Annotated in this window: 36 protein-coding genes; 2 read left to right on the top strand and 34 right to left on the bottom strand. The window is 52.4% G+C overall.

Features of this window, described 5'->3' with window-relative positions:
- Window positions 1-138 precede the first annotated feature (138 nt).
- The 15 genes from ACQQ6X_RS25495 to ACQQ6X_RS25425 form a co-directional block, all read right to left on the bottom strand.
- Complete coding sequence (locus ACQQ6X_RS25495) at window positions 139-1,209, bottom strand: tyrosine-type recombinase/integrase (protein WP_000533640.1); 1,071 nt, start codon at window positions 1,207-1,209, stop codon at window positions 139-141.
- On the bottom strand, window positions 1,187-1,405 hold the full coding sequence (locus ACQQ6X_RS25490) for an excisionase (RefSeq protein WP_002414258.1): 219 nt from the start codon (window positions 1,403-1,405) through the stop codon (window positions 1,187-1,189). The genes ACQQ6X_RS25495 and ACQQ6X_RS25490 overlap by 23 nt, the downstream gene beginning before the upstream one ends.
- A gap of 39 nt (window positions 1,406-1,444) precedes the next feature.
- A complete protein-coding gene (locus tag ACQQ6X_RS25485; RefSeq protein WP_000545733.1) occupies window positions 1,445-1,612 on the bottom strand; it encodes a hypothetical protein in 168 nt (55 codons plus the stop codon).
- A gap of 88 nt (window positions 1,613-1,700) precedes the next feature.
- The gene (locus tag ACQQ6X_RS25480; protein WP_000026224.1) at window positions 1,701-1,982 is read right to left on the bottom strand and encodes a hypothetical protein; all 282 of its coding nucleotides are present in this window, start codon (window positions 1,980-1,982) and stop codon (window positions 1,701-1,703) included.
- Between the two features lie 191 nt (window positions 1,983-2,173).
- Window positions 2,174-2,722, bottom strand: a complete 549-nt coding sequence (locus ACQQ6X_RS25475) for an ead/Ea22-like family protein (protein WP_001289873.1) — start codon at window positions 2,720-2,722, stop codon at window positions 2,174-2,176.
- The gene (locus ACQQ6X_RS25470) at window positions 2,719-2,940 is read right to left on the bottom strand and encodes a TraR/DksA family transcriptional regulator (RefSeq protein WP_000763367.1); all 222 of its coding nucleotides are present in this window, start codon (window positions 2,938-2,940) and stop codon (window positions 2,719-2,721) included. Before ACQQ6X_RS25470 ends, ACQQ6X_RS25475 begins: the two co-directional genes overlap by 4 nt.
- A gap of 391 nt (window positions 2,941-3,331) precedes the next feature.
- A complete protein-coding gene (locus ACQQ6X_RS25465; RefSeq protein ID WP_015979260.1) occupies window positions 3,332-3,523 on the bottom strand; it encodes a DUF1382 family protein in 192 nt (63 codons plus the stop codon).
- A complete protein-coding gene (locus ACQQ6X_RS25460; protein WP_000149542.1) occupies window positions 3,496-3,678 on the bottom strand; it encodes a DUF1317 domain-containing protein in 183 nt (60 codons plus the stop codon). The genes ACQQ6X_RS25465 and ACQQ6X_RS25460 overlap by 28 nt, the downstream gene beginning before the upstream one ends.
- Complete coding sequence (locus ACQQ6X_RS25455) at window positions 3,675-4,355, bottom strand: lambda exonuclease family protein (protein ID WP_000186853.1); 681 nt, start codon at window positions 4,353-4,355, stop codon at window positions 3,675-3,677. Before ACQQ6X_RS25455 ends, ACQQ6X_RS25460 begins: the two co-directional genes overlap by 4 nt.
- Entirely contained in the window at window positions 4,352-5,137 is a 786-nt protein-coding gene (gene bet / locus ACQQ6X_RS25450) for a phage recombination protein Bet (protein WP_000100844.1), read from the bottom strand. The genes ACQQ6X_RS25455 and bet overlap by 4 nt, the downstream gene beginning before the upstream one ends.
- Before the next feature lie 5 nt (window positions 5,138-5,142).
- A complete protein-coding gene (locus ACQQ6X_RS25445) occupies window positions 5,143-5,439 on the bottom strand; it encodes a host-nuclease inhibitor Gam family protein (RefSeq protein WP_000995451.1) in 297 nt (98 codons plus the stop codon).
- Window positions 5,440-5,513: 74 nt separating this feature from the next.
- The gene (gene kil / locus ACQQ6X_RS25440; RefSeq protein WP_000372937.1) at window positions 5,514-5,657 is read right to left on the bottom strand and encodes a host cell division inhibitory peptide Kil; all 144 of its coding nucleotides are present in this window, start codon (window positions 5,655-5,657) and stop codon (window positions 5,514-5,516) included.
- Complete coding sequence (locus tag ACQQ6X_RS25435; RefSeq protein ID WP_001198861.1) at window positions 5,626-5,790, bottom strand: protease FtsH-inhibitory lysogeny factor CIII; 165 nt, start codon at window positions 5,788-5,790, stop codon at window positions 5,626-5,628. The genes kil and ACQQ6X_RS25435 overlap by 32 nt, the downstream gene beginning before the upstream one ends.
- A 72-nt stretch (window positions 5,791-5,862) precedes the next feature.
- Window positions 5,863-6,231, bottom strand: a complete 369-nt coding sequence (locus ACQQ6X_RS25430; RefSeq protein WP_000065374.1) for a DUF2528 family protein — start codon at window positions 6,229-6,231, stop codon at window positions 5,863-5,865.
- A 182-nt stretch (window positions 6,232-6,413) separates the two neighbouring features.
- On the bottom strand, window positions 6,414-6,614 hold the full coding sequence (locus ACQQ6X_RS25425) for an antirestriction Ral family protein (RefSeq protein WP_000213975.1): 201 nt from the start codon (window positions 6,612-6,614) through the stop codon (window positions 6,414-6,416).
- A gap of 197 nt (window positions 6,615-6,811) precedes the next feature.
- Here ACQQ6X_RS25425 and ACQQ6X_RS25420 point away from each other — a divergent pair, with 197 nt between their 5' ends.
- A complete protein-coding gene (locus tag ACQQ6X_RS25420) occupies window positions 6,812-7,363 on the top strand; it encodes a superinfection exclusion B family protein (protein WP_223248937.1) in 552 nt (183 codons plus the stop codon).
- Here ACQQ6X_RS25420 and ACQQ6X_RS25415 read toward each other — a convergent pair whose 3' ends face one another.
- Window positions 7,364-7,687, bottom strand: coding sequence for an antitermination protein N (locus tag ACQQ6X_RS25415; protein WP_001564525.1), 324 nt, complete (start codon window positions 7,685-7,687; stop codon window positions 7,364-7,366).
- A 338-nt stretch (window positions 7,688-8,025) separates the two neighbouring features.
- Between ACQQ6X_RS25415 and ACQQ6X_RS25410 the strand changes: the two genes are divergently transcribed.
- Window positions 8,026-8,571: a hypothetical protein gene (locus ACQQ6X_RS25410; protein ID WP_430493516.1), complete on the top strand. Its 546-nt coding sequence runs from the start codon at window positions 8,026-8,028 to the stop codon at window positions 8,569-8,571.
- A gap of 128 nt (window positions 8,572-8,699) precedes the next feature.
- Here the strand turns inward: ACQQ6X_RS25410 and ACQQ6X_RS25405 are convergent, their stop codons facing one another.
- The 18 genes from ACQQ6X_RS25405 to ACQQ6X_RS25320 all read right to left on the bottom strand — a co-directional run bounded on the left by ACQQ6X_RS25405 (window position 8,700) and on the right by ACQQ6X_RS25320 (window position 25,123).
- Window positions 8,700-9,284, bottom strand: coding sequence for a tail fiber assembly protein (locus ACQQ6X_RS25405; protein ID WP_015979258.1), 585 nt, complete (start codon window positions 9,282-9,284; stop codon window positions 8,700-8,702).
- Window positions 9,284-10,228, bottom strand: a complete 945-nt coding sequence (locus tag ACQQ6X_RS25400; protein WP_015979257.1) for a phage tail protein — start codon at window positions 10,226-10,228, stop codon at window positions 9,284-9,286. Before ACQQ6X_RS25400 ends, ACQQ6X_RS25405 begins: the two co-directional genes overlap by 1 nt.
- A gap of 173 nt (window positions 10,229-10,401) precedes the next feature.
- On the bottom strand, window positions 10,402-11,607 hold the full coding sequence (locus tag ACQQ6X_RS25395; protein WP_015979255.1) for a prophage tail fiber N-terminal domain-containing protein: 1,206 nt from the start codon (window positions 11,605-11,607) through the stop codon (window positions 10,402-10,404).
- 64 nt (window positions 11,608-11,671) lie between these two features.
- Window positions 11,672-12,292, bottom strand: coding sequence for an outer membrane beta-barrel protein Lom (gene lom / locus ACQQ6X_RS25390; protein WP_001246632.1), 621 nt, complete (start codon window positions 12,290-12,292; stop codon window positions 11,672-11,674).
- Between the two features lie 61 nt (window positions 12,293-12,353).
- Window positions 12,354-15,752, bottom strand: a complete 3,399-nt coding sequence (gpJ, locus tag ACQQ6X_RS25385; protein WP_000515495.1) for a phage attachment tail tip protein J — start codon at window positions 15,750-15,752, stop codon at window positions 12,354-12,356.
- Window positions 15,753-15,812: 60 nt separating this feature from the next.
- Window positions 15,813-16,445, bottom strand: a complete 633-nt coding sequence (locus tag ACQQ6X_RS25380; protein WP_000090889.1) for a tail assembly protein — start codon at window positions 16,443-16,445, stop codon at window positions 15,813-15,815.
- A complete protein-coding gene (locus ACQQ6X_RS25375; protein ID WP_000194780.1) occupies window positions 16,382-17,125 on the bottom strand; it encodes a C40 family peptidase in 744 nt (247 codons plus the stop codon). The genes ACQQ6X_RS25380 and ACQQ6X_RS25375 overlap by 64 nt, the downstream gene beginning before the upstream one ends.
- A 5-nt stretch (window positions 17,126-17,130) precedes the next feature.
- On the bottom strand, window positions 17,131-17,829 hold the full coding sequence (locus ACQQ6X_RS25370) for a phage minor tail protein L (RefSeq protein WP_001152639.1): 699 nt from the start codon (window positions 17,827-17,829) through the stop codon (window positions 17,131-17,133).
- Window positions 17,829-18,158 (bottom strand): phage tail protein, encoded by a 330-nt coding sequence (locus ACQQ6X_RS25365; protein ID WP_000847379.1) that lies wholly within the window; start codon window positions 18,156-18,158, stop codon window positions 17,829-17,831. The genes ACQQ6X_RS25370 and ACQQ6X_RS25365 overlap by 1 nt, the downstream gene beginning before the upstream one ends.
- A complete protein-coding gene (locus ACQQ6X_RS25360; protein WP_000840207.1) occupies window positions 18,155-20,716 on the bottom strand; it encodes a phage tail tape measure protein in 2,562 nt (853 codons plus the stop codon). The genes ACQQ6X_RS25365 and ACQQ6X_RS25360 overlap by 4 nt, the downstream gene beginning before the upstream one ends.
- A complete protein-coding gene (locus tag ACQQ6X_RS25355; protein WP_000533391.1) occupies window positions 20,709-21,098 on the bottom strand; it encodes a phage tail assembly protein T in 390 nt (129 codons plus the stop codon). The genes ACQQ6X_RS25360 and ACQQ6X_RS25355 overlap by 8 nt, the downstream gene beginning before the upstream one ends.
- Before the next feature lie 26 nt (window positions 21,099-21,124).
- The gene (gpG, locus tag ACQQ6X_RS25350) at window positions 21,125-21,547 is read right to left on the bottom strand and encodes a phage tail assembly chaperone G (RefSeq protein ID WP_000479153.1); all 423 of its coding nucleotides are present in this window, start codon (window positions 21,545-21,547) and stop codon (window positions 21,125-21,127) included.
- A 15-nt stretch (window positions 21,548-21,562) separates the two neighbouring features.
- Window positions 21,563-22,282, bottom strand: a complete 720-nt coding sequence (locus tag ACQQ6X_RS25345; protein WP_001297108.1) for a phage tail protein — start codon at window positions 22,280-22,282, stop codon at window positions 21,563-21,565.
- A 28-nt stretch (window positions 22,283-22,310) separates the two neighbouring features.
- Window positions 22,311-22,706, bottom strand: coding sequence for a phage minor tail U family protein (locus ACQQ6X_RS25340; protein WP_000683105.1), 396 nt, complete (start codon window positions 22,704-22,706; stop codon window positions 22,311-22,313).
- On the bottom strand, window positions 22,703-23,281 hold the full coding sequence (locus tag ACQQ6X_RS25335) for a phage tail protein (RefSeq protein ID WP_000975070.1): 579 nt from the start codon (window positions 23,279-23,281) through the stop codon (window positions 22,703-22,705). The genes ACQQ6X_RS25340 and ACQQ6X_RS25335 overlap by 4 nt, the downstream gene beginning before the upstream one ends.
- Before the next feature lie 11 nt (window positions 23,282-23,292).
- Window positions 23,293-23,646 carry a head-tail joining protein gene (locus ACQQ6X_RS25330; RefSeq protein WP_000752979.1) on the bottom strand — a complete coding sequence of 118 codons (354 nt, stop codon included), beginning with the start codon at window positions 23,644-23,646 and terminating at the stop codon, window positions 23,293-23,295.
- A gap of 11 nt (window positions 23,647-23,657) precedes the next feature.
- Entirely contained in the window at window positions 23,658-24,056 is a 399-nt protein-coding gene (locus ACQQ6X_RS25325; RefSeq protein WP_000158919.1) for a DNA-packaging protein FI, read from the bottom strand.
- A gap of 41 nt (window positions 24,057-24,097) precedes the next feature.
- Complete coding sequence (locus ACQQ6X_RS25320; RefSeq protein WP_000063280.1) at window positions 24,098-25,123, bottom strand: major capsid protein; 1,026 nt, start codon at window positions 25,121-25,123, stop codon at window positions 24,098-24,100.
- Between the last annotated feature and the right edge of the window lie 31 nt (window positions 25,124-25,154).

The raw sequence follows: 25,154 nt of genomic DNA, 5'->3' as shown, positions 1-25,154 counted from the left end.
AAATCTAATTTAATATATTGATATTTATATCATTTTACGTTTCTCGTTCAGCTTTTTTATACTAAATTGGCATTATAAAAAAGCATTGCTTATCAATTTGTTGCAACGAACAGGTCACTATCAGTCAAAATAAAATCATTATTTGATTTCAATTTTGTCCCACTCCCTGCCTCTGTCATCACGATACTGTGATGCCATGGTGTCCGACTTATGCCCGAGAAGATGTTGAGCAAACTTATCGCTTATCTGCTTCTCATAGAGTCTTGCAGACAAACTGCGCAACTCGTGAAAGGTAGGCGGATCCCCTTCGAAGGAAAGACCTGATGCTTTTCGTGCGCGCATAAAATACCTTGATACTGTGCCGGATGAAAGCGGTTCGCGACGAGTAGATGCAATTATGGTTTCTCCGCCAAGAATCTCTTTGCATTTATCAAGTGTTTCCTTCATTGATATTCCGAGAGCATCAATATGCAATGCTGTTGGGATGGCAATTTTTACGCCTGTTTTGCTTTGCTCGACATAAAGATATCCATCTACGATATCAGACCACTTCATTTCGCATAAATCACCAACTCGTTGCCCGGTAACAACAGCCAGTTCCATTGCAAGTCTGAGCCAACATGGTGATGATTCTGCTGCTTGATAAATTTTCAGGTATTCGTCAGCCGTAAGTCTTGATCTCCTTACCTCTGATTTTGCTGCGCGAGTGGCAGCGACATGGTTTGTTGTTATATGGCCTTCAGCTATTGCCTCTCGGAATGCATCGCTCAGTGTTGATCTGATTAACTTGGCTGACGCCGCCTTGCCCTCGTCTATGTATCCATTGAGCATTGCCGCAATTTCTTTTGTGGTGATGTCTTCAAGTGGAGCATCAGGCAGACCCCTCCTTATTGCTTTAATTTTGCTCATGTAATTTATGAGTGTCTTCTGCTTGATTCCTCTGCTGGCCAGGATTTTTTCGTAGCGATCAAGCCATGAATGTAACGTAACGGAATTATCACTGTTGATTCTCGCTGTCAGAGGCTTGTGTTTGTGTCCTGAAAATAACTCAATGTTGGCCTGTATAGCTTCAGTGATTGCGATTCGCCTGTCTCTGCCTAATCCAAACTCTTTACCCGTCCTTGGGTCCCTGTAGCAGTAATATCCATTGTTTCTTATATAAAGGTTAGGGGGTAAATCCCGGCGCTCATGACTTCGCCTTCTTCCCATTTCTGATCCTCTTCAAAAGGCCACCTGTTACTGGTCGATTTAAGTCAACCTTTACCGCTGATTCGTGGAACAGATACTCTCTTCCATCCTTAACCGGAGGTGGGAATATCCTGCATTCCCGAACCCATCGACGAACTGTTTCAAGGCTTCTTGGACGTCGCTGGCGTGCGTTCCACTCCTGAAGTGTCAAGTACATCGCAAAGTCTCCGCAATTACACGCAAGAAAAAACCGCCATCAGGCGGCTTGGTGTTCTTTCAGTTCTTCAATTCGAATATTGGTTACGTCTGCATGTGCTATCTGCGCCCATATCATCCAGTGGTCGTAGCAGTCGTTGATGTTCTCCGCTTCGATAACTCTGTTGAATGGCTCTCCATTCCATTCTCCTGTGACTCGGAAGTGCATTTATCATCTCCATAAAACAAAACCCGCCGTAGCGAGTTCAGATAAAATAAATCCCCGCGAGTGCGAGGATTGTTATGTAATATTGGGTTTAATCATCTATATGTTTTGTACAGAGAGGGCAAGTATCGTTTCCACCGTACTCGTGATAATAATTTTGCACGGTATCAGTCATTTCTCGCACATTGCAGAATGGGGATTTGTCTTCATTAGACTTATAAACCTTCATGGAATATTTGTATGCCGACTCTATATCTATACCTTCATCTACATAAACACCTTCGTGATGTCTGCATGGAGACAAGACACCGGATCTGCACAACATTGATAACGCCCAATCTTTTTGCTCAGACTCTAACTCATTGATACTCATTTATAAACTCCTTGCAATGTATGTCGTTTCAGCTAAACGGTATCAGCAATGTTTATGTAAAGAAACAGTAAGATAATACTCAACCCGATGTTTGAGTACGGTCATCATCTGACACTACAGACTCTGGCATCGCTGTGAAGACGACGCGAAATTCAGCATTTTCACAAGCGTTATCTTTTACAAAACCGATCTCACTCTCCTTTGATGCGAATGCCAGCGTCAGACATCATATGCAGATACTCACCTGCATCCTGAACCCATTGACCTCCAACCCCGTAATAGCGATGCGTAATGATGTCGATAGTTACTAACGGGTCTTGTTCGATTAACTGCCGCAGAAACTCTTCCAGGTCACCAGTGCAGTGCTTGATAACAGGAGTCTTCCCAGGATGGCGAACAACAAGAAACTGGTTTCCGTCTTCACGGACTTCGTTGCTTTCCAGTTTAGCAATACGCTTACTCCCATCCGAGATAACACCTTCGTAATACTCACGCTGCTCGTTGAGTTTTGATTTTGCTGTTTCAAGCTCAACACGCAGTTTCCCTACTGTTAGCGCAATATCCTCGTTCTCCTGGTCGCGGCGTTTGATGTATTGCTGGTTTCTTTCCCGTTCATCCAGCAGTTCCAGCACAATCGATGGTGTTACCAATTCATGGAAAAGGTCTGCGTCAAATCCCCAGTCGTCATGCATTGCCTGCTCTGCCGCTTCACGCAGTGCCTGAGAGTTAATTTCGCTCACTTCGAACCTCTCTGTTTACTGATAAGTTCCAGATCCTCCTGGCAACTTGCACAAGTCCGACAACCCTGAACGACCAGGCGTCTTCGTTCATCTATCGGATCGCCACACTCACAACAATGAGTGGCAGATATAGCCTGGTGGTTCAGGCGGCGCATTTTTATTGCTGTGTTGCGCTGTAATTCTTCTATTTCTGATGCTGAATCAATGATGTCTGCCATCTTTCATTAATCCCTGAACTGTTGGTTAATACGCTTGAGGGTGAATGCGAATAATAAAAAAGGAGCCTGTAGCTCCCTGATGATTTTGCTTTTCATGTTCATCGTTCCTTAAAGACGCCGTTTAACATGCCGATTGCCAGGCTTAAATGAGTCGGTGTGAATCCCATCAGCGTTACCGTTTCGCGGTGCTTCTTCAGTACGCTACGGCAAATGTCATCGACGTTTTTATCCGGAAACTGCTGTCTGGCTTTTTTTGATTTCAGAATTAGCCTGACGGGCAATGCTGCGAAGGGCGTTTTCCTGCTGAGGTGTCATTGAACAAGTCCCATGTCGGCAAGCATAAGCACACAGAATATGAAGCCCGCTGCCAGAAAAATGCATTCCGTGGTTGTCATACCTGGTTTCTCTCATCTGCTTCTGCTTTCGCCACCATCATTTCCAGCTTTTGTGAAAGGGATGCGGCTAACGTATGAAATTCTTCGTCTGTTTCTACTGGTATTGGCACAAACCTGATTCCAATTTGAGCAAGGCTATGTGCCATCTCGATACTCGTTCTTAACTCAACAGAAGATGCTTTGTGCATACAGCCCCTCGTTTATTATTTATCTCCTCAGCCAGCCGCTGTGCTTTCAGTGGATTTCGGATAACAGAAAGGCCGGGAAATACCCAGCCTCGCTTTGTAACGGAGTAGACGAAAGTGATTGCGCCTACCCGGATATTATCGTGAGGATGCGTCATCGCCATTGCTCCCCAAATACAAAACCAATTTCAGCCAGTGCCTCGTCCATTTTTTCGATGAACTCCGGCACGATCTCGTCAAAACTCGCCATGTACTTTTCATCCCGCTCAATCACGACATAATGCAGGCCTTCACGCTTCATACGCGGGTCATAGTTGGCAAAGTACCAGGCATTTTTTCGCGTCACCCACATGCTGTACTGCACCTGGGCCATGTAAGCTGACTTTATGGCCTCGAAACCACCGAGCCGGAACTTCATGAAATCCCGGGAGGTAAACGGGCATTTCAGTTCAAGGCCGTTGCCGTCACTGCATAAACCATCGGGAGAGCAGGCGGTACGCATACTTTCGTCGCGATAGATGATCGGGGATTCAGTAACATTCACGCCGGAAGTGAATTCAAACAGGGTTCTGGCGTCGTTCTCGTACTGTTTTCCCCAGGCCAGTGCTTTAGCGTTAACTTCCGGAGCCACACCGGTGCAAACCTCAGCAAGCAGGGTGTGGAAGTAGGACATTTTCATGTCAGGCCACTTCTTTCCGGAGCGGGGTTTTGCTATCACGTTGTGAACTTCTGAAGCGGTGATGACGCCGAGCCGTAATTTGTGCCACGCATCATCCCCCTGTTCGACAGCTCTCACATCGATCCCGGTACGCTGCAGGATAATGTCCGGTGTCATGCTGCCACCTTCTGCTCTGCGGCTTTCTGTTTCAGGAATCCAAGAGCTTTTACTGCTTCGGCCTGTGTCAGTTCTGACGATGCACGAATGTCGCGGCGAAATATCTGGGAACAGAGCGGCAATAAGTCGTCATCCCATGTTTTATCCAGGGCGATCAGCAGAGTGTTAATCTCCTGCATGGTTTCATCGTTAACCGGAGTGATGTCGCGTTCCGGCTGACGTTCTGCAGTGTATGCAGTATTTTCGACAATGCGCTCGGCTTCATCCTTGTCATAGATACCAGCAAATCCGAAGGCCAGACGGGCACACTGAATCATGGCTTTATGACGTAACATCCGTTTGGGATGCGACTGCCACGGCCCCGTGATTTCTCTGCCTTCGCGAGTTTTGAATGGTTCGCGGCGGCATTCATCCATCCATTCGGTAACGCAGATCGGATGATTACGGTCCTTGCGGTAAATCCGGCATGTACAGGATTCATTGTCCTGCTCAAAGTCCATGCCATCAAACTGCTGGTTTTCATTGATGATGCGGGACCAGCCATCAACGCCCACCACCGGAACGATGCCATTCTGCTTATCAGGAAAGGCGTAAATTTCTTTCGTCCACGGATTAAGGCCGTACTGGTTGGCAACGATCAGTAATGCGATGAACTGCGCATCGCTGGCATCACCTTTAAATGCCGTCTGGCGAAGAGTGGTGATCAGTTCCTGTGGGTCGACAGAATCCATGCCGACACGTTCAGCCAGCTTCCCAGCCAGCGTTGCGAGTGCAGTACTCATTCGTTTTATACCTCTGAATCAATATCAACCTGGTGGTGAGCAATGGTTTCAACCATGTACCGGATGTGTTCTGCCATGCGCTCCTGAAACTCAACATCGTCATCAAACGCACGGGTAATGGATTTTTTGCTGGCCCCGTGGCGTTGCAAATGATCGATGCATAGCGATTCAAACAGGTGCTGGGGCAGGCCTTTTTCCATGTCGTCTGCCAGTTCTGCCTCTTTCTCTTCACGGGCGAGCTGCTGGTAGTGACGCGCCCAGCTCTGAGCCTCAAGACGATCCTGAATGTAATAAGCGTTCATGGCTGAACTCCTGAAATAGCTGTGAAAATATCGCCCGCGAAATGCCGGGCTGATTAGGAAAACAGGAAAGGGGGTTAGTGAATGCTTTTGCTTGATCTCAGTTTCAGTATTAATATCCATTTTTTATAAGCGTCGACGGCTTCACGAAACATCTTTTCATCGCCAATAAAAGTGGCGATAGTGAATTTAGTCTGGATAGCCATAAGTGTTTGATCCATTCTTTGGGACTCCTGGCTGATTAAGTATGTCGATAAGGCGTTTCCATCCGTCACGTAATTTACGGGTGATTCGTTCAAGTAAAGATTCGGAAGGGCAGCCAGCAACAGGCCACCCTGCAATGGCATATTGCATGGTGTGCTCCTTATTTATACATAACGAAAAACGCCTCGAGTGAAGCGTTATTGGTATGCGGTAAAACCGCACTCAGGCGGCCTTGATAGTCATATCATCTGAATCAAATATTCCTGATGTATCGATATCGGTAATTCTTATTCCTTCGCTACCATCCATTGGAGGCCATCCTTCCTGACCATTTCCATCATTCCAGTCGAACTCACACACAACACCATATGCATTTAAGTCGCTTGAAATTGCTATAAGCAGAGCATGTTGCGCCAGCATGATTAATACAGCATTTAATACAGAGCCGTGTTTATTGAGTCGGTATTCAGAGTCTGACCAGAAATTATTAATCTGGTGAAGTTTTTCCTCTGTCATTACGTCATGGTCGATTTCAATTTCTATTGATGCTTTCCAGTCGTAATCAATGATGTATTTTTTGATGTTTGACATCTGTTCATATCCTCACAGATAAAAAATCGCCCTCACACTGGAGGGCAAAGAAGATTTCCAATAATCAGAACAAGTCGGCTCCTGTTTAGTTACGAGCGACATTGCTCCGTGTATTCACTCGTTGGAATGAATACACAGTGCAGTGTTTATTCTGTTATTTATGCCAAAAATAAAGGCCACTATCAGGCAGCTTTGTTGTTCTGTTTACCAAGTTCTCTGGCAATCATTGCCGTCGTTCGTATTGCCCATTTATCGACATATTTCCCATCTTCCATTACAGGAAACATTTCTTCAGGCTTAACCATGCATTCCGATTGCAGCTTGCATCCATTGCATCGCTTGAATTGTCCACACCATTGATTTTTATCAATAGTCGTAGTCATACGGATAGTCCTGGTATTGTTCCATCACATCCTGAGGATGCTCTTCGAACTCTTCAAATTCTTCTTCCATATATCACCTTAAATAGTGGATTGCGGTAGTAAAGATTGTGCCTGTCTTTTAACCACATCAGGCTCGGTGGTTCTCGTGTACCCCTACAGCGAGAAATCGGATAAACTATTACAACCCCTACAGTTTGATGAGTATAGAAATGGATCCACTCGTTATTCTCGGACGAGTGTTCAGTAATGAACCTCTGGAGAGAACCATGTATATGATCGTTATCTGGGTTGGACTTCTGCTTTTAAGCCCAGATAACTGGCCTGAATATGTTAATGAGAGAATCGGTATTCCTCATGTGTGGCATGTTTTCGTCTTTGCTCTTGCATTTTCGCTAGCAATTAATGTGCATCGATTATCAGCTATTGCCAGCGCCAGATATAAGCGATTTAAGCTAAGAAAACGCATTAAGATGCAAAACGATAAAGTGCGATCAGTAATTCAAAACCTTACAGAAGAGCAATCTATGGTTTTGTGCGCAGCCCTTAATGAAGGCAGGAAGTATGTGGTTACATCAAAACAATTCCCATACATTAGTGAGTTGATTGAGCTTGGTGTGTTGAACAAAACTTTTTCCCGATGGAATGGAAAGCATATATTATTCCCTATTGAGGATATTTACTGGACTGAATTAGTTGCCAGCTATGATCCATATAATATTGAGATAAAGCCAAGGCCAATATCTAAGTAACTAGATAAGAGGAATCGATTTTCCCTTAATTTTCTGGCGTCCACTGCATGTTATGCCGCGTTCGCCAGGCTTGCTGTACCATGTGCGCTGATTCTTGCGCTCAATACGTTGCAGGTTGCTTTCAATCTGTTTGTGGTATTCAGCCAGCACTGTAAGGTCTATCGGATTTAGTGCGCTTTCTACTCGTGATTTCGGTTTGCGATTCAGCGAGAGAATAGGGCGGTTAACTGGTTTTGCGCTTACCCCAACCAACAGGGGATTTGCTGCTTTCCATTGAGCCTGTTTCTCTGCGCGACGTTCGCGGCGGCGTGTTTGTGCATCCATCTGGATTCTCCTGTCAGTTAGCTTTGGTGGTGTGTGGCAGTTGTAGTCCTGAACGAAAACCCCCCGCGATTGGCACATTGGCAGCTAATCCGGAATCGCACTTACGGCCAATGCTTCGTTTCGTATCACACACCCCAAAGCCTTCTGCTTTGAATGCTGCCCTTCTTCAGGGCTTAATTTTTAAGAGCGTCACCTTCATGGTGGTCAGTGCGTCCTGCTGATGTGCTCAGTATCACCGCCAGTGGTATTTATGTCAACACCGCCAGAGATAATTTATCACCGCAGATGGTTATCTGTATGTTTTTTATATGAATTTATTTTTTGCAGGGGGGCATTGTTTGGTAGGTGAGAGATCTGAATTGCTATGTTTAGTGAGTTGTATCTATTTATTTTTCAATAAATACAATTGGTTATGTGTTTTGGGGGCGATCGTGAGGCTTGCAGAAACGACTTTTTTAAAGGACGGTTATCACATTCAAACATTAATTTTTTATGATAAACAATTCCATCCAATTGATTTAATCAATACAACATTTGAAGATCAAGCAGATAAATATATTTTTTGGCGTTATGCAGCTGACAGAGCCAAAATAACAAATGCCTATGGCTTCATTTGGATATCAGAGCTATGGCTCAGAAAAGCAAGCATCTACTCCAATAAACCAATACATACAATGCCAATTATAGATGAAAGACTTCAGGTAATTGGAATTGATTCAAATAATAATCAAAAATGTATTTCATGGAAAATAGTTAGAGAAAACGAAGAAAAAAAACCGACTTTAGAAATATCAACAGCAGACTCAAAACATGACGAAAAACCATATTTCATGCGTTCAGTCTTAAAAGCAATTGGCGGTGATGTAAACACTATGAACAATTGAGTCATAGAACTTCCATTATTCTCCTGAAGATAATAATCGCCAAATAAACCAATACTCAGCTTTACAATATACTAACTAACCGCAGAACGTTATTTCATACAACGTTTCTGCGGCATATCACAAAACGATTACTCCATAACAGGGACAGCAGGCCACTCAATATCAGGTGCAGTTGATGTATCAACACGGTTCAGCAACACCCGATACTTCTTCCAGGCTTCCAGCAACGAGGTTTCTTCCTTCGTTGCAATTTCCAGATCTGCAGCATCCTGAAGCGGCGCAATATGCTCACTGGCTACCTGCATCAGGCTTTTTTTTGTTTCTTCCGCCTCCCGGATCCGGAACAGTTTTTCTGCTTCCGTATCCTTCACCCAGGCTGTGCCGTTCCACTTCTGATATTCCCCTCCCGGCGATAACCAGGTAAAATTTTCCGGTAACGGACCGAGTTCAGAAATAAATAACGCGTCGCCGGAAGCCACGTCATAGACGGTTTTACCCCGATGGTCTTCAACGAGATGCCACGATGCCTCATCACTGTTGAAAACAGCCACAAAGCCAGCCGGAATATCTGGCGGTGCAATATCGGTACTGTTTGCAGGCAGACCGGTATGAGGCGGAATATATGCGTCACCTTCACCAATAAATTCATTAGTTCCGGCCAGCAGATTATAAATTTTTATGGTCCGTGGTTGTTCACTCATTCTGAATGCCATTATGCAAGCCTCACAATATAGTTAAATGCAATGTTTTTGACGGTGTTTTCCGCGTTACCCGCAGCGTTAACGGTGATGGTGTGTCCGTGTGAACCAATACTGAAAGAATGGGCATGAGCACCGATAACAACCGGATGCTGGTGCGCACCAATACCAACTGTATGCGCATGTGCACCGGCACTCACGGCTGTACCGGACAATGAGTGACTGTGGCTGCCCTGACTGTCCGTTTTCGATAAATAAGCAATACCCTGTGTGCTGGTTCCTTTAACTGTGGATAAACTTCCTGTAATGGTTGCTGTTCCATACTGACTCCAGCCAGAACTGTTCATCCTTAAACCACTTGTGTGGGCATGAGCACCCGCGGCCCCTGTTGAACCGCTCAGACTGTGAGCATGAGCCCCCGTGTTATTCGTCGATTTGGTGCCGTAATCGAAACTGCCTGTTGTTTTCGTCCCGTAATCAAACGACGATGTGGTTTTCGTCCCCAAATCCGTACCGGATGCACTGGCACTGTGGGTGTGCGACTTAATTCCATCCTGTTCCTGAGACAATACAGCACGACCGCTGGCGGGTTTCCCCTTGATTGTCCAGCCTCGCATATCAGGAAGCACACCCGATGGATACGCGACAGCAAGTTTTGGGTAGGCTGATTTGTCAAACGCCTGCCCCTGCATCAGGACGTAGCCAGACGGAACGATATCTGATGGCCACGGGATCGGCGCACCTGCCGGAAAGGCCGAATTCTCACCGGCCCCAAGGTATTCAAGAACATCTGCAACGGAATTTTTTGCCAGAATATCCCTGCCAACCTGAGTCAGTTCAGTCAGGCTGGCGGCATCATTTTCCGCAAAATACGGTAATTTATTTTTCGCCGTGGAAAGCCCTGCCAGCGCCGTCAGTGTCGCATTCTTCGGTTGTTTACCCGCAAGCGCGTTAGTCATGGTGGTAGCAAAATCTGGATCATTCCCGAGCGCTGCGGCCAGTTCATTCAGCGTATTCAGTGCGTCAGGTGACGCGTCGATAACATCTGCAATCGCGGCCAGTACAAAAGCGGTGTTCGCAATCTGGGTATTGTTTGTTCCCCTGAGCGCGGTTGGTGCTGTTGGCGTTCCGGTCAGTGCCGGACTGTCCAGTGGGCTTTTCTGTTCGTTTCATCCATTACCACCTTAACCGCCTTTGGCGTTGCAGCAAGCGTTTCAGACGTGCTGTTGGTTGCACTGCTGAGCTGCACTATCCCCTTTCTCGTTGTGTCCGCATCCTCAAGCGCGACAGCTGAAGCTATATCTTCTGCACGTTTTGCCGAATTTTTTGCACGTATTGCCGCCGCTTCTGCCGCACTTTTGCTCTGCGATGCTGATACCGCACTTCCCGCAGCCTCTGTCGCCTTCGTGGATGCCGTTGACGCACTCCCCGCCGCCGCTGTTTTTGCGTCTGCCGCGGCAGAGGCGCTCCGTTCCGCTGCTGTTTCAGATGACCTGGCATTCGTCTCGGACGTTTTTGCCGCCCTGGCAGAATTTTCTGCCGCCGTTGCCGAGGAAGCTGCACGACCGGCACTTGATGATGCGTTCGTTTCTGATGATTTTGCTGCCTCTTTTGAGGCCACCGCATCTCGTGCTGAAGTGGCGGCCTCTGACGCTTTCGTGGCCGCGGTGGAGGCAGACGTGGCGGCTGATTGTTGTGACGCTGCAGCATTCGTTTCTGACGTTTTCGCCGCACCGGCACTGGTGGCCGCCGCGTTTTTTGAGGACTCTGCGGCTGCGGCACTTTTTTCCGCTTCAGTGGCCTTTGCTGATGCCGCTTCTGCGCCGGAGGACGCTTCCTGAGCTGACGATGCAGCCTGTCCGGCGGACGTGCTGGCGGCGCGTGCTGAGTCAGTTGCATCAGTCACAAGGGCCGCGACCTGAGCAGCTGATGCACTGGCATCGCCGGCTGATTTCTTCGCGTCTGCCGTACTCTGTGCCACCACGGACGCGTTACGCGCCACCTCTTCCACCATCAGTTCAAGACGACGCAGCACCTCCGGCCGGGCATCATCCTCCGTCATGGCACAGAGAAAATCATTCAGCGTCCCCGGTTGTGAATCTTCATACACGGTGATGGTCCCGGCGTGCGATGGTGGAAAACCGTCAACCTGCAGGATGACACTGTACTGACCGTACTCCACATCCATGCTGTAACGCCCGGCTTCATCCGGATTCTCTGAGCCCACCGTGTTCACCACCACCGTGGTGCTGTTACGTCTGGCTTTCAGCTGAATGGTGCAGTTCTGTACCGGTTTTCCTGTGCCGTCTTTCAGGACTCCTGAAATCTTTACTGCCATATTCACCCCACAAAAAAGCCCACCGGTTCCGGCGGGCTGTCATAACACTGTGTTACCTGGCTAATCAGAATTTATAACCGACCCCAACGATGAATCCGTCAGTACGCCAGTCGCCACTGCCGGAGCCTTCATAAGCAATATCAACAACGACGGACGCTGCCGGATTAATCTGTATACCTGCACTCCACGCCACTGAGGTATGCCGCATTGCACTTTCGTCCCTGGCAGTGGTCGTCTCTTTCATATACCCGGGAGTGATTTCCGTCTTACGGTAATCCATTGTACTGCCGGACCACCGACTGTGAGCCACTCCGGCCATGGCGTACGCACTGACCTGCTTACTGATTTGTAAAACCGGTCCGGCCATCACGCTCACATAACGTCCACGCAGGCTCTCATAGTGAAACGTATCCTCCCCGGTCATCACTGTGCTGCTCTTTTTCGACGCGGCGAACCCCAGGGAAGCCATCACCCCCACACTGTCCGTCAGCTCATAACGGTACTTCACGTTAATCCCTTTCAGATGACTCACACCGGTATCCCCGCCCGACAACGACGGCAATGTACCCGGTTTCACTTGAAAATAGCCCACCGTAAACGTACCATGTCCACCTTCCGCACGGGCCGGAGTGACTGTCACCGCAAGTGCGGCAAAGACAGCAACGGCAATACACACATTACGCATCGTTCACCTCTCACTGTTTTATAATAAAACGCCCGTTCCCGGACGAACCTCTGTAACACACTCAGACCACGCTGATGCCCAGCGCCTGTTTCTTAATCACCATAACCTGCACATCGCTGGCAAACGTATACGGCGGAATATCTGCCGAATGCCGTGTGGACGTAAGCGTGAACGTCAGGATCACGTTTCCCCGACCCGCTGGCATGTCAACAATACGGGAGAACACCTGTACCGCCTCGTTCGCCGCGCCATCATAAATCACCGCACCGTTCATCAGTACTTTCAGATAACACATCGAATACGTTGTCCTGCCGCTGACAGTACGCTTACTTCCGCGAAACGTCAGCGGAAGCACCACTATCTGGCGATCAAAAGGATGGTCATCGGTCACGGTGACAGTACGGGTACCTGACGGCCAGTCCACACTGCTTTCACGCTGGCGCGGAAAAGCCGCGCTCGCCGCCTTTACAATGTCCCCGACGATTTTTTCCGCCCTCAGCGTACCGTTTATCGTACAGTTTTCAGCTATCGTCACATTACTGAGCGTCCCGGAGTTCGCATTCACACTGCCACTGATATCCGCATTTTTAGCGGTCAGCTTTCCGTCCGGTGTCAGGGAAAAGGCCGGAGGATTGCCGCCGCTGGTAATGGTGGGGGCCGTCAGGCGCTTCAGGAACACGTCGTTCATGAATATCTGGTTGCCCTGCGCCACAAACATCGGCGTTTCATTCCCGTTTGCCGGGTCAATAAATGCGATACGATTGGCGGCAACCAGAAACTGGCTCAGTTTGCCTTCCTCCGTGTCCTCCATGCTGAGGCCAATACCCGCGACATAATGTTTGCCGTCTTTGGTCTGCTCAATTTTGACAGCCCACATGGCATTCCACTTATCACTGGCATCCTTCCACTCTTTCGAAAACTCCTCCAGTCTGCTGGCGTTATCCTCCGTCAGCTCGACTTTTTCCAGCAGCTCCTTGCCGAGATGGGATTCGGTTATCTTGCCTTTGAAAAAATCCAGGTAACCTTCCGCATCATCGCTCGCCCGACCGACGGCCTCCACGAATGCCGATTTGCCAACGGTGTTCACACTGCGGATATAAAAGTAATAATCATGGCCCGGTTTGATATTGATACTGGCGGCTATCCAGTACAGCGCCGTACCAAGATAACGCGTGCTGGTTTCAACCTGTCTGATATCCGCAATCTGCTTTTCCGAGAACCAGAACTCAAACTGTACCGTCGGGTCATAAACGGCAAGATGCGGCGTGGCGGTTATCTGAAAATAGCCCGGCGTCAGCTCAATCCTCGACGGTGCTGCCGGTGCGGCAATCCGGAACGATACCGACGCCGGATCGCCCTGCTGCCCCCACGCATTTACCGCCCGGACTGTCAGCCTGTAGTTCCCCAGCGCCAGTTGCGTGAAGCGGTATGTGGTTTCCGTCGTCCGGGCCGTGCTGACCAGCCGCTCACTGCCGTCGTCCGCTGTTACGGTCAGACGGAGCAGGAAACTCACGCCCTTCACCACCTTCGGTGTGTCCCATCGCGCCAGCACCTGATATTCCCCGCTGTCTGCAGTGACTTCTGCGGTCAGGTGCTGCACCGCTGGCGGCGTGACACCATTCACCGTGCCACTCTGTTCGCCGTCAAAGTGCGCCCCGTTATCCACGATGGCCTCTTTTTCCGGCACATGCTGCACGGCGGTGATGGCATACGTGCCGTCGTCGTTCTCACGGATACTCACGCAGCGGAACAGTCGCTGGCGCAGCGTCGGCAGCTTCAGCTCCCATACGCTGTATTCAGCAACACCGTCAGGAACACGGCTCACTTTTACCTTCACGCCGTCGGTGACGGACTGAACCTCCACGCTGACCGGATTGCCACTTCCGTCAACCAGGCTTATCAGCGCGGTACCGGAGGATGGCAGCGTGATTTCACGGTCGAGCGTCAGCGTCCGGGTCTGGCTGTTCACCGCCAGCACACGACCACCGGTGCTGATACCGGCATAGTCATCATCGCAGATTTCAATAACATCGCCCGGTACATGGCGAAGCCCTTCTGCGCCGACGCTGAAATCCACGGTCTGCGTTTCCAGCAGTTCTGTTTTAATCAGCCACAGCCCGGCGCGGTGTGCCTGCCCCCGGCTGGTACAGCCAAAGGCATCCATCTTCGTAACATTACGACCGTAACGGGCAATGGCCTGCGTATCTTCAACAAGCTCTGTCGCCGTCTCCCAGCCGTTGTTCGGGTCAATCCAGTTCACCTCAACGGCATTATGGCGGTCCTTCAGGGCGCTGAAGCTGTAGCGGAACGGCGCGCCATCATCCGGCATCACCACATTACTGCGGTTATAGGTCCACGTCTTATCCGACGGTCGGTCCTGCACGAACGTCAGCGTCTGCCCGTTCCATACCGGCATACAGCGCATCGCCGAGCAGAAATCGCTGAGCACATCCCACGCCTTACGCTGTGTGGTCAGGTACGCATTACAGGTGATGCGCGGCTCCGTGCCGCCAAAGCCGTCCGGCACTGACTGGTCGCAGTACTGGCCGATGACATACAGCGCCCATTTATCCACATCCGCCGCACCAAGACGTTTCCCCATGCCGTAGCGCGGATGGGTCAGCATATCCCACAGACACCAGGCCATGTTGTTGCTGTATGCCGGTTTAAACGTTCCGTCCCAGATACCGCTGTATTGCCGCGTCTGCGGGTTATAGTTCGACGGCACCTGCAGAATACGCCCGCGCAGATGATAATTACGGCTCACCTGCTGGCTGCCGAACTGCTCCGAGTCCACCTGCACGCCGACCAGTGCCGTGTTCGGGTAGCACTGTTTCACATCGATGATTTCAGTGTATGACGACCAGAGCGTTTTGTTCTGCAGCTGGTCTGTGGTGCTGTCCGGCGTCATCCTGCGCATCCGGATATTAAACGGGCGCGGCGGCAGGTTACCCATCACCACCGAGGCCAGATACTGCGAGGTGGTTTTGCCCTTAATGGTGATGTCTTTTTCCGTCACCCAGCCACCGTTACGTTGTATCTGAACCAGCAGGCGGACTTCCGACGGATTCCTGTCACCCTTTGAGGTGGTTTCCACCAGTGCCTGTACACCGAAGGTAAAGCGCAGACGGTCGATGTTTGCAGACGTAATGGTGCGGGTGATCGGCGTGTCATATTTCACTTCCGTACCCAGCACCGTCTCGGAGCCGGAGGATTCAAATCCCTCCGGCGGAGTCTGCTCCTGCTCACCAGCCCGGAACACCACCGTGACACCGGATATGTTGGTATTCCCCTCAGTGTCCAGCACCGGCGTACTGTTCAGCAGCACGCTTTTTAAGCCATCCACCGGACCTTCAATCGGCCCTTCGCTGATGGCATCGATCACACTCAGCAACTGCGTGGACTTCAGGTTGTCCTTCGCTTCGCGCGGGGTATGCCCCTTACTGCTTCCTTTACCCATTCCTCACGCTCCATAAATGACAAAACCGCCCGCAGGCGGTTTCACATAAAACATTTTGCATCAGCGACCAATCACCACAACCTGACCACCGTCCCCTTCGTCTGCCGTGCTGATCTCCTGAGAAACCACGCGTGACCCCACGCGCATTTCCCCGTACAGAACAGGCAGAACATTGCCCTGGGCAACCATGTTATCCAGTGAGGAGAAATAGGTGTTCTGCTTACCGTTATCCGTTGTCTGTATACGGGGAGTTCTGGCTTTCGGTGCCAGCATCTGCGCCACACCACCGAGCACCATACTGGCACCGAGAGAAAACAGGATGCCGGTCATACCACCGGCCCCAATGGCTGCCCCCCATGCTGCAAGGGTGGCTCCGGCGGTAAAGAATGATCCGGCAATGGCGGCAGCCCCCAGGACAATCTGGAATACGCCACCTGACTTGGCCCCGGCGACTCTGGGAACAATATGAATTACAGCGCCATCAGGCAGAGTCTCATGTAACTGCGCCGTTAACCCGGACGTGCTGACGTCCCGCCCGGCAATCCGTACCTGATACCAGCCGTCGCTCAGTTTCTGACGAAACGCCGGGAGCTGTGTGGCCAGTGCCCGGATGGCTTCAGCCCCCGTTTTCACACGAAGGTCGATGCGGCGACCAAATCGTTGTAAATCCCCGTAAAGGCAGATGCGCGCCATGCCCGGTGACGCCAGAGGGAGTGTGTGCGTCGCTGCCATTTGTCGGTGTACCTCTCTCGTTTGCTCAGTTGTTCAGGAATATGGTGCAGCAGCTCGCCGTCGCCGCAGTAAATTGCGGCGTGATTCGGCACTGATGAACCAAAACAGCACAGCAGCACATCGCCCGGCTGTGCCGCTGACAACGGCACCTGATACAGCCCCGTCGCCTCCAGATTATCCAGATAGAGATTCTGGCCGTTACGCCACCAGTCATCCTCACGATGAAAGTCCGGCATCTCAATCCCCGCCAGATGATAAGCATCCCGGAACAGTGTGTAACAGTCCGTCACACCGTGCTCAAAGCGCCGCCCGGTGAGATGCGGCACACAGCGGAACTTATGAATCGTCCCCCGGCAGACCAGCCACCACGGCAAATCACTCTGCACCTGCAGCCGCCGGTCGGCCTCACTCAGCCAGGGCAGACCACCGGGGTGGCTGTGGACCAGCGCCACAATCTCACCCTGCATTTCTGCCTGCAGCCAGTCTTCCGGCGACATACGGAAATACGCCTCCGGCTCACCGGAGATATTCACGCAGGGGAAATATCTTTCCCCCTCCGGCGTGCTTACCACGAAGCCGCACGACTCCGCTGGCGCACATCGCCGGGCGTGCGCCAGAATCGCTGATTCTGTCTGTGTCATGGGATTTACTGCGAAAGTTTGTTAATGGAAAGGAAGCCGCCAAAGTTGCCGACGTTATTGCGGAACTTACAACCGCTCAGGCATTTGCTGCATTTATCCTTCGTGATATCGGACGTTGGCTGGTCATATTCATCCGCGACAGCCGGACCGCTATAACCGCACTCGTCACCGCGATAGGTCCAGGTGCAGGTGTTGGCCAGCATGATACGTCCCGGAAAAACAGCGCCATCCGTTTCCGTCGGCGTGGACAGTACAAAGGAGGCACTCACCGCGCTCAGTTCGCTGCACTGCTCAATGCGCCAGCGGCTGATCACCTCCTGCTCCGGATCGGCGTAACTGTTTCCGTTGACGAAGTTCACCGCATCCAGAAAACGGGCGTAAACCTTACGCCGGACCACCGTTCCGCCGACCAGACTCTGCATATCTTCCGCCATCCCGGTGACCATACCGTACAGGTTAGAAACCGTCAGCGTGGGGCGCGTACTGGTGCCTTTGCCATTCAGTTCAAAACCGCTCCCCTGAATGGGATACGGCTGATACTGTCGCCCCTGCCAGGTGACCGGCTCACCTTTTTCGTTCTGCTCATTACAGAAAAAATAACGTTCTCCACCGACCTCTGTCAGGTCGATTTCCCAGAGCACCACGCTGGCCGACTGCTCCGCACGGGTGCATTCATTCAGTGTTTCCTGCCGGATATCCTGCATCAGTTCACCACCTGTTCAAACTCTGCGCTGAACTCAACACGCAGCATACTGACCCGCGACGACCATTTTGCGCAGGTCACCTTTATCTGCCGCCACTCATAAGGCGGCGTCCACAGAAAGGATTTCCAGCCCCCGTGCTCTTCCAGAAACGACTCCAGTACCGTGGCCTCCTCACGGGGGACAGAAAGCGTCACGCTGTACGTTTTCAGGTTGGCATTCAGCCCGGCAGGCGCTCGCTGAGAATAGCCATCACCAAAGCGCACCTTTCTTACAGAAGGGACCGAAGCCACATCCATACCGGGTTTCACTTTCCAGCGGAAGGTCTTCATCGTCCACCTCCGGAGAACAGGCCACCATCACGCATCTGTGTCTGAATTTCATCACGGGCACCCTTGCGGGCCATGTCATACACCGCCTTCAGAGCAGCCGGACCTATCTGCCCGTTCGTGCCGTCGTTGTTAATCACCACATGGTTATTCTGCTCAAACGTCCCGGACGCCTGCGACCGGCTGTCTGCCATGCTGCCCGGTGTACCGACATAACCGCCGGTGGCATAGCCGCGCATCAGCCGGTAAAGATTCCCCACGCCAATCCGGCTGGTTGCCTCCTTCGTGAAGACAAACTCACCACGGTGAACAATCCCCGCTGGCTCATATTTGCCGCCGGTTCCCGTAAATCCTCCGGTTGCAAAATGGAATTTCGCCGCAGCGGCCTGAATGGCTGTACCGCCTGACGCGGATGCGCCGCCACCAACAGCCCCGCCAATGGCGCTGCCGATACTCCCGACAATCCCCACCATTGCCTGCTTAAGCAGAATTTCTGTCATCATGGACAGCACGGAACGGGTGAAGCTGCGCCAGTTCTGCTCACTGCCGGTCAGCATCGCCGCCATATTCTGTGCAATACCATCAAAGGTCTGCGTGGCTGCACTTTTTACCTGCGACATACTGTCCGTGGCGCTCTCTTCCCACTCACTCCAGCCGGACTTCAGGCCTGCCATCCAGTTCCCGCGAAGCTGGTCTTCAGCCGCCCAGGTCTTTTTCTGCTCTGACATGACGTTATTCAGCGCCAGCGGATTATCGCCATACTGTTCCTTCAGGCGCTGTTCCGTGGCTTCCCGTTCTGCCTGCCGGTCAGTCAGCCCCCGGCTTTTCGCATCAATGGCGGCCCGTTTTGCCCGTTGCTGCTGTGCGAATTTATCCGCCTGCTGCGCCAGCGCGTTCAGGCGCTCCTGATACGTAACCTTGTCGCCAAGTGCAGCCAGCTGGCGTTTGTACTCCAGCGTCTCATCTTTATGCGCCAGCAGGGATTTCTCCTGTGCAGACAGCTGGCGACGTTGCGCCGCCTCCTCCAGTACCGCGAACTGACTCTCCGCCTTCCACAAATCCCGGCGCTGCTGGCTGATTTTCTCATTTGCTCCGGCATGCTTCTCCAGCGTCCGGAGTTCTGCCTGAAGCGTCAGCAGGGCAGCATGAGCACTGTCTTCCTGACGATCGCCCGCAGACACCTTCACGCTGGACTGTTTCGGCTTTTTCAGCGTCGCTTCATAATCCTTTTTCGCCGCCGCCATCAGCGTGTTGTAATCCGCCTGCAGGATTTTCCCGTCTTTCAGTGCCTTGTTCAGTTCTTCCTGACGGGCGGTATATTTCTCCAGCGGCGTCTGCAGCCGTTCGTAAGCCTTCTGCGCCTCTTCGGTATATTTCAGCCGTGACGCTTCGGTATCGCTCTGCTGCTGCGCATTTTTGTCCTGTTGAGTCTGCTGCTCAGCCTTCTTTCGGGCGGCTTCAAGCGCAAGACGGGCCTTTTCACGATCATCCCAGTAACGCGCCCGCGCTTCATCGTTAACAAAATAATCATCCTTGCGCAGATTCCAGATGTCGTCTGCTTTCTTATACGCAGCCTCTGCCTTAATCAGCATCTCCTGCGCGGTATCAGGACGACCAATATCCAGCACCGCATCCCACATGGATTTGAATGCCCGCGCAGTCCTGTCTGCCCAGGTCTCCAGCGTGCCCATGTTCTCTTTCAGGCGGCGGGTCTGGTCATCAAACCCTTTCGTTGCGGCCTCGTTCGCCGCCTGCAATGCCCCGGCTTCATCGCCGGAACGCTGCAACTGAGCAACATACGCAATCTGCTCCGCCGACACGTTATGGAACTGGCGAGCCATCGCCGTCAGCCCCGACGTCGGGTCTGTGGTCAGCTTCCCGAAGGCTTCAGCGACCTTGTCCACCTCCACGCCGGATGCAGAGGAGAAACGCGCCACACTCTGGCTGATGGACGCAATCTGAGCCTCACCGCTTACCCCCGCCTTAACCAGTGCGCTGAGTGACTCGCTGGTCTGGTTAAACGTCAGCCCTGCCGCCTGCCCGGCTCTGGACAGGACCAGCATACGATCTGCCGTCAGTCCCGCCTGATTGCCGGAAAGGACCAGCGTTTTGTTGAAATCGGACAGGGTTGAGTTGCCCTGATACCAGGCATACGCCAGCGCACCGGTCGCCACCGCCAGCGAGGTGGCCCCCACCATCGGCAGGGTGATCGCACCGGCAAGCCCCCTGAACATGGGGATCATCCCGCCGAAGGAGTCCTTCACCTGCCCCCCCTGTTGCAGCAGGATCAGCCACGGACTTTGCCCGCCTGCAAGCTGCGTGGCCACGTCGGTGAACTGTGCAGGCAGCATACGCATGGCGGCTTTATACTGCCCGACGGAAATCCCCGCTTTCTGTGCAGCCAGCGCCTGTCGGCTCAGCGACTGTTCAACGACTGCCGCTGTTTTTTTCGCATCACTTTCCGTACCAGAAAAATGACGCCTGACTCTGGCCATCTGCTCGTCAAATCTGGCCGCATCCAGACTCAAATCAACGACCAGATCGCCTACCGGTTCAGCCATACCGGACTCCTCCTGCGATCCCTTCTGATACTGTCATCAGCATTACGTCATCCTCCGTCATGTCCGCCACATCCGGGGAAGCGGGGATAACTTCATTCCCGTCCGGGCCAAAGCGGACACCTCCGGCAAGCCCTGCCGCTTTCTGCATCAGCACATCATCTTCAGGCTCTTCGTCAGCCTCGCGCCGGTTCAGCAGACTGAAATCCAGCGGATGCATATCCGGATCGCTGAAAAACAGGCTGAGCACGGTGTACGTCAGCCCGGAAAAGTGCATATCCAGCAGAACATCATGAAAATAATGGGTACTGTAAAAGCGGTGCCAGTCGGCATACTCCGTGGATGACATCCCGGCAAGCATGGCACGCCAGTCGGGTCGCCCCATCTCACGCGCCAGTTTCAGGGCAAAACTCAGCTCACCGTCGAACACTTTCCCGCAGAAACAGGCTCTGCGGGCCCGGCGTCCTCTGTCTGTTCAGGGGCATTATTCACCACAAACTCATACATACCAGACAGCCGGTACACCACGTTTTCAGCATGAGAAATTGCCTCCGTGGGCCAGGTGGTAAGCACTTCCTGCTCAATCTGTTTAACGGCTTCATTCATGGACGGCATCTGCGTCTTCTGCGGATGGTTATGCCACAGGGACATCGCCACCAGAAACGCGCCGGTTCTGATGGCGTCTTCCACAGTAAACTTCCGGTTGCTGTCTGACTCCGCCTGTTCTGCCTGCCGTTTCATCAGGGCGAGATGCTCAATGCGCTGCAGGGCTGACAGTTCAGAAAGCGTGACGGTCACACCGTTATGTTCAAATGATTCGGTTTTCAGGAACATCGCTGACTCTCCGGATTAACTGGCGGTGACGGTAATTTCTGCAACCGCAGCAAACTCACCATTACCGGATACAACCGGAATGTTGACCTTGCCTGCAGCAACGCCGTTCACGGTGATGGTCATACCACTGACCGACACGGTGGCTTTTGTTTTATCCGCAGACACCGCACGAAAGCTCTTGTCGGTTACGCCCTCCGGCTGGAAGGCCACGGTCAGCGTGGTGCTCTGCCCTTTCACCACCGAGGTGCTGGCAGGCGTCACGGTCATGCCGGTTGCCGCTGTTACCGTGCTGCGATCTTCTGCCATCGACGGACGTCCCACATTGGTGACTTTCACCGTGCGGGTGATCACTTCCTTCGCCGTCACCGCCTTACCGATACTGCTGACCCAGCCACGGAACACATCGACCGTGCCGTTCGGGAAGCGGATTTTATAGGCACGGGTATCGCCTTCATTAAACCACGCCAGCAGCGCCTGCTGCCCCTGCTCTCCGGGCATCCACGCCAGCGTGAAGCTGGTATCTCCGGCAGATTTCTGCCCCTGCCCGGTCGCAGTCCAGTCTGCATCTTCATCATCGAGATAGCTGTCGTCATAGGACTCAGCGGTCAGTTCGCCGGGCGTCAGGTCTTTAACTTTTGCCAGACGCGACCAGTCAACGTCTGAAAGCGGATTCGCGTAAGGGTCACCGCTCCCCTTATAAACCCACAGGGTGGTCCCGGCACCTTTCACCGGCATTGTAGGATTTGGTACAGGCATAGCGTCCTCACATTTCATAGGTAATGACATAAGTCAGATCGGCTGAACTCCACAAGCCCGCATCATCGTCGCGCCGGTAGTCATAGCCGCTGGCCACCATACTGGTGATCAAATCTGACAGTGCCGGGATATCGCTCATCACCGGATAAATCCGGGACTCCATCCACGCATCCAGCTCTGAATCCGGCACCTGAGCAGGCAGGAAAACTTCGATATGCAGCTCCGCCTGCCAGGTATCGCTGTCCAGCTCTTCGCCCGTGTATTCAGCGCCGGTGAGATAAACGGCAACTGCCGGAAAATCCGCCTCATCAAAAACAGCGGGGCGACCATCAAAAAACGTCGCCCCGGTGTCATGCTTCTCCAGTGCATCCAGTACGGCTGCACGGAGTTCAGTATGTTTCATCGCTTTATTACCATCCTCAGTTGATGCTGCAGCGCATAGCCCAGCTCTTTCGGAAGACGTTCACGCCGTATCCGCTCAATATTTTGTTTAAACGCCGTGGTCAGCGGCACCGCCATCGGGATTTTCACCACATCAATGGGGTAACGGTTTTTCCCAGCCACACGCTGCATGACATGCCACCGGCCATTTTTCAGTTGCTGAATAAACGCGCCGGGAATACGACGGTTACCCACCACAAGCACGCTGCCGCCACCTTTCAGGGATGAACGCTGCCCCTTTTTACGACGCCTGCGGCGCGAAAGGACAACCCGCGCATTACCCAGCTTGATTACGGGCAAATCCCCCCGGTTAACTTTGATTCTGGCCTGCGGATTTTTGACCGTGGCCCTTTTCAGCCTGGCCCTTTCCTTTACCAGTTTCCGGCGTACCTTTGTCTCACGGGCAACCTGTGACGCCGACTGCGATATCGCGGATGAAGCAACGCGGTTAATGGCCATTGCGGCGGCACCAGGCACCGCCGTTTTGCTGATACGGCTGAGGTTTTCAACGGCCTGCTCAAGACCTTTTATGGCCATACATCCCCCTTTCAGCGGCGACGGTTAACGGCAGGCGGTACGCCCCGTCCAAGCCAGAGATGACAACTTCCGCCATCATCCGGCGAAACCCGATCTACCCAGAAATTTTCCTCACCGATGGTCAGCGTGTCTCCACGCCGCAGCTGCCGCACCTCATCAGTCCGGACAAACAGGGACGGGCTGGAGCCTTCAACGCGCACGCCCTGTCCGGCATAGCTGATATTTTCAGGGTCATCAAAAACACCACGTATCACCGCACCTGACTGCTCACCGGATGTAATGGTGGCTGACGTTCCCATGTACCCGCGTATCGTTTCATCGGCGCGGGCAATGGCAGCATCGAACAGGTTATCGAAATCAGCCACAGCGCCTCCCGTTATTGCATTCTGGCCAGGCCGCGCTCTGTCATTTCGGCTGCCACACCGGCAGAGACACGAAACGCCGTTCCCGGCAGCACAAATGCCACAGGTTCATCCCGCGTGGCGTGAAGTGCATCAGTATGCAGCTTCACCAGTGCCACGACCGTGACCAGTTCAGACGTATCCAGAATCACGGTATCCGGCTGCGCTGATCCCACCTCATTTTCATGTCCGGTCAGCACATTTTCCCGGCTGAGAGGGGTGTCCTGACCGGCAGTTTCATCCGTGTCATCAAGCTCCTCTTTCAGCTCTGCCACACGGAGCGCCAGTTCTTCTTTCGTCCCCGTCAGGCTGACATCACGGTTCAGTTGTTCACCCAGCGAGCGGAGACGGGCAATCAGTTCATCTTTCGTCATGGACTCCTCCACAGAGAAACAATGGCCCCGAAGGGCCATGATTACGCCAGTTGTACGGACACGAACTCATCAGGGTCAGCCAGCAGCATCAGCGGTGCTGACTGAATCATGGTGAACTCACGCGCCGGATCGCCGGTGGTCACCCAGTTTTTCGGGTAACGGGCAGAGGCGTTAATGCCTTCGCGCTGTGCGTCCGCATCCTGAATGCAGCCATAGGTGCGCAGACCGCGTGCCTGAGTGTTCCCCAGCACCATCGTGTTGTCCGGCAGGAAGTTCTTTTTGACGCCGTTTTCCACGTACTGTCCGGAATACACGACGATGGCCACATCGCCATACATCCCCTTATAGGACACCGCTTTGCCCAGGTCTTTCACCGCTGTCTCCAGCTCGGAATTAGAGCCACGACGGGTATCCAGCTTCTCCTTGACGGCTTTGAAGGAACGGAACAGCGCCCAGCCTTTCGGATCGAACACGATGATATTCACCACACCGCTGGCGTTCAGCGCGTAGGCTTCGATATCGTCGGTCGGGTCATACGTGGACTTGTCACGCTTGCTCCACTCCGTGCCGCCGGACTGCGTGATGTTATTCTCCTCACTGCGGCCCATATCCACCTCAACCGGATCGAAGGCTTCACCGGTCATGGTGTATTTGCCCTTAAGCACGGCAGAAACTGCCTGCATCTCTTCGACCTGAGCAATGGCCAGCTCTTCGTCACGCATGTTCTGCATGATGATGCGACGGCGGCGGTAAGCCGGGTCCGCCAGATTCTGCGGATCTTCATCCGGCAGGCGACGCAGGGTCATCTGCGGATTCACTTCATGCTTCGGCTTGACATATCCCGGCGTAAATTCAGAGGTGGAGCCGCCACGGGAACGGATAACCTCACCGGAAACAATCGGCGAAACGTACAGCGCCATGTTTACCAGTCCCGGAATTTGTGAGAGATAGACTTTCTCCGTGGTGAAGGGATAGCTCTCACGGAAAAAGAGACGCAGAAACAGCGGATCAAACTTAAATTTCTGCTCATTTGCCGCCAGCAGTTGGGCGGTTGTGTACATCGACATAAAAAAATCCCGTAAAAAAAGCCGCACAGGC

Origin of the sequence: Paenibacillus ottowii, assembly GCF_050516475.1 — a bacterium.
Lineage (GTDB): Bacteria > Bacillota > Bacilli > Paenibacillales > Paenibacillaceae > Paenibacillus > Paenibacillus ottowii.
Note: the sequence above shows the minus strand (reverse complement) of the source record. Positions and strands in the feature narration are given on the sequence as shown.